Genomic DNA, 3,451 nt, shown 5'->3' with positions numbered 1-3,451 from the left:
GAGCGAAATTTGCTTCACCGAAGACGCGAGCAAAGAAGGCGCGACCACAACCGAAAGGCAATCGGTCAAGCGAGACAGGGCGGCCGATGTTTGCTCCATGAGGTCGTCCATCTTCGTTGCCGCATCGCGCACGTTATCGAACATGCCACCCGTGGCATCTTCGCCGTATTCGCGCGAAAGTAAATCATCGACGAACGCCCGATAGCCCGCATCAGTCGGAACGCGGCCAGCGGAAGTGTGCGGAGAAGTGAGATAGCCCTCATCTTCAAGCACTGAGAGCTCGTTGCGAACCGTAGCCGAAGAAACGCCGAGCCGGTAACGATCAACCAAGGTGCGCGAGCCCACAGGCTGCGCGTTGGCGATGTACTCCTCGATAAGCGCTTGAAGCACTTTCTGTCGACGATCGGACAGCAACGGTTTTCGGCCCCTTTCATGCGACGCATTCCATGTCTCGCGCGTCAATACGAGGCGAGACAACATAGCTGAATCACGCGCGTGTGCGCGTTAACGTGACAGGATTCTAGCAGCGATGCCGCACGAGTGCTAACAATCCAGAGAATCGATACCGTTCTGTCACGCTGCGGAAAAAAACGCGCTCCGCAGCACCGCGAGAACATGCAGACGGGCACGCAACGCGCATATTCGCAAAGGCGAGAATCGCCAGTTAGCACGCCAAATATCGTTCCTCTTCCGCCTCAATGCGCGCGGCGTCGACAAGTAGCTGCTCAAGCACCCGATCGAAATCGTCGAGCGTCACGCACTGGTTGAGCTCGCCACGCGCCTTCGAGGCTCCTGGAATGCCGCGCAAATACCACATGACGTGCTTGCGCATATAGACCAAATTGTTTCCTATGCGCCTCGATAAAATCTCGGCATGGCGATGGGCCATGGCAACGCGTTGTTCAGGCGTAGGCAGCACAGGCGCGGCTTCGCCGTTCAAGGCGGCGCGCACCTGCTCGAACACCCACGGGTTTCCCTGCGCGCCGCGACCGATCATCACGGCATCGCAACCCGTTTGCGCCACGAGCGCACACGCCTCTTTCCCACCAGTCACATCGCCATTGCCGATAACGGGCACATCGACGGCGGCCTTCACACGCGCAATCACGTCCCAATCGGCGCATCCCGAATAGAATTGCGCCGCCGTGCGGCCGTGCACCGCAACTGCCGCGGCGCCGGCATCTTCCATGCGGCGAGCGAAATCGACCGCGATGTCTTCGTCGGCAGCATACCCCTTGCGGAATTTGACCGTCGTGGGGTGCTCGACGGCGGCCGACACCTTGCGCACAATCTCGGCAGCAAGCTCGGGCGTCGTCATGAGCGCCGAGCCGTCGCCTTTCTTCACGATTTTGCGAGCTGGGCAGCCCATGTTGATGTCGATGTAAGCGAGCGCATCGCCCATCTCGGATTCGATCCATGCGGCTTCACGCGCCATCGTATCGGGCTCGTGGCCAAACAGCTGCACGGCAACCCTGCGTTCGTTGTGCGCGCGGTCGAGCAAGTGGCGCGTTTTTTCGTTCGCGAACGAGAGCGCTTTGCTGGAAACCATTTCGGTATACGTGATGTCGCAGCCCAACTCCAAGCTCAACTGGCGAAAGGCGATATCGTTCACGCCGGCCATGGGAGCAAGGAGCACGGGAATGGAACTGCAGGCGCCGTGCTCCTCGGAGGGAGGCACTTCACGCGCAGTTCCGCACGAGCCGGAAGCCACCCCATGTGGCTTCCGCGCGAGCTCAGGACTGTTTGAGCATGCAGTGCCCTCCTCCGAGGAGCACGGCGCGCCCACAAGGCCCGTCTTATTTGCCGCGACGGCGCATTCCTCAAAGGCAACCTTACGGAGCCAGTTCATAAATCCTCCCGTAAAGCTCGTTGCCCAAAAGCCAGCCGCCAAATGTCGGCTTCCAGCGACCATCTTCACGTTTCACGAGCTTGTCGCGAACGAGCGAATTAAAGACGTCGAGCGCTCCAGGAATGACCACAGCGGCAGCGAACAGCTCATCATCGGAAACACCGCGCGTCATGCGCATTTTCATCATGAGGTCCTCAGCGCACATCTGCTTGCGATCGAGGTCGTCTTGTACTTCCCCATCTTGCACGCGCATGCGACGGGCGTCGTTTTGCGTCATGGTGACGGCGGAAATGCCCAAGCCAAGGTACGGAACGCCCGTCCAATAGGCAATGTTGTGTTTGCATTCGAAACCCTCGCGCGCATAACTCGCCACCTCGTAGCGATGGAAGCCAGCGGGCGTGAGCACGTTAGGCGCCATCGACATCATGAGCGCCTCTTTGTCTTGGTCAACGTCGTCAATCTCGCCCGAGTCGACCATGCGACGAAACGGGGTGTGGTCTTCGATGGTAAGCGGATACACGCTCACATGCGTCACGCCCAAGTCGACCGCGGTTTGCACATCGGCTTCGAACATTTCAGGCGTCTGACCAGGTACGCCGCACATAAGATCGACCGATACGTTTTCAAAACGCTCGCGCGCATCGAGCACCGCTTGCTTGGCGCGCGCCGAATCGTGAATGCGATCGAGCGTTCTCAGCAAACCGTCGTCGAAGCTTTGCACACCAATAGAAAGGCGATTCACGCCCAGGGCGTAGATATCGCGAATGAGCTCGGGAGTGAGAGAATCGGGGTTCGCCTCCATGGAGCATTCGACCTCAGGCGTCAAATTCATGAAAACTCCCAGTGCATAGAGCAATTTCGAAAGGCGCGCCTGGCCAACAAAGCTCGGCGTTCCTCCACCCAAATACACGGTTTCGATTTCTGCGAGCTCGCCCTCGTTTGCCTTGCGGCGAAGCTCGAGAATCAGATTGTCGATATATTCGTCGATTTCTACCGAATCGGGAGCAATAGCTCGCGTGGTGAAATCGCAATATGCGCAGCGATGCTTGCAGAAAGGCAGATGGATATAAAGCGCCTTATACGGATCGTGCGGCATAGGTGCCTCCTAATTCGTTGCGGCCACGGAAAGAAACGCGCCAAGGGCGTTCATAGATTCAACGCCAAGCAAGACAAGCAAAACCAAGGCCGCGATAATCGCCACGATAATCGCGGCTTTCGCCTTGCCCGACATTTTGCGTCGCACGGGGGCTTGCTCGCTGAACGCGTCGTCAAGCCATGTACTCTCATCGCCCGCATGAACAGGCGTCGAAGCCTTAGGTTCATCGCGAAACGCATCTTCGAGGAAGTCGTATTCTTCGTCGTGCTTTCCCATAAACACCACCAAGCAAGCTAAACAGTTAAAACCGAGCCAAAAGAGCGACCCAAGCCCGCAAGAGCCAATAAAAGTCGCAGGTCAAACCAGAAAGCACCCGATCGGACCAATGTCAGCGAACGACGCTCCGAGCGAGCAGATCGCCGCTCAGGCTGCGCACATGAGCCTTATGGCCATGCACGCAGCTTGAACGGCAAGGGGCGGCTCAAAGCGCCACGCAGCGTTAGGGT

General features: G+C 58.2%; 3 protein-coding genes and 1 pseudogene. All 4 read right to left on the bottom strand.

All coding sequences use genetic code 11. The annotated features are described in order from the left end of the window. Positions 1–414, bottom strand: a pseudogene (locus ACWI8T_RS08995) (heat-inducible transcriptional repressor HrcA); the annotation flags it as partial. Positions 415–664: 250 nt separating this feature from the next. Then, positions 665–1,849 carry a tRNA dihydrouridine synthase DusB gene (gene dusB, locus ACWI8T_RS08990; RefSeq protein WP_449138694.1) on the bottom strand — a complete coding sequence of 395 codons (1,185 nt, stop codon included), beginning with the start codon at positions 1,847–1,849 and terminating at the stop codon, positions 665–667. Next, complete coding sequence (gene hemW, locus ACWI8T_RS08985; RefSeq protein WP_288169494.1) at positions 1,833–2,945, bottom strand: radical SAM family heme chaperone HemW; 1,113 nt, start codon at positions 2,943–2,945, stop codon at positions 1,833–1,835. The genes dusB and hemW overlap by 17 nt, the downstream gene beginning before the upstream one ends. A gap of 9 nt (positions 2,946–2,954) precedes the next feature. Next, entirely contained in the window at positions 2,955–3,221 is a 267-nt protein-coding gene (locus tag ACWI8T_RS08980; protein WP_449138693.1) for a hypothetical protein, read from the bottom strand. Positions 3,222–3,451 lie beyond the last annotated feature (230 nt).

The sequence above is a fragment of the Slackia sp. genome, from assembly GCF_977041755.1.
The sequence above is the reverse complement of the archived record's forward strand: the minus strand, read 5'-3'. Positions and strand labels throughout refer to the sequence as shown.

Bases quoted from the DNA above. Each gene is read 5' to 3' on its own strand.
- dusB (WP_449138694.1), bottom strand. From the start codon at position 1,849: ATGAACTGGCTCCGTAAGGTTGCCTTTGAGGAATGCGCCGTCGCGGCA.
- hemW (WP_288169494.1), bottom strand. From the start codon at position 2,945: ATGCCGCACGATCCGTATAAGGCGCTTTATATCCATCTGCCTTTCTGC.
- ACWI8T_RS08980 (WP_449138693.1), bottom strand. From the start codon at position 3,221: ATGGGAAAGCACGACGAAGAATACGACTTCCTCGAAGATGCGTTTCGC.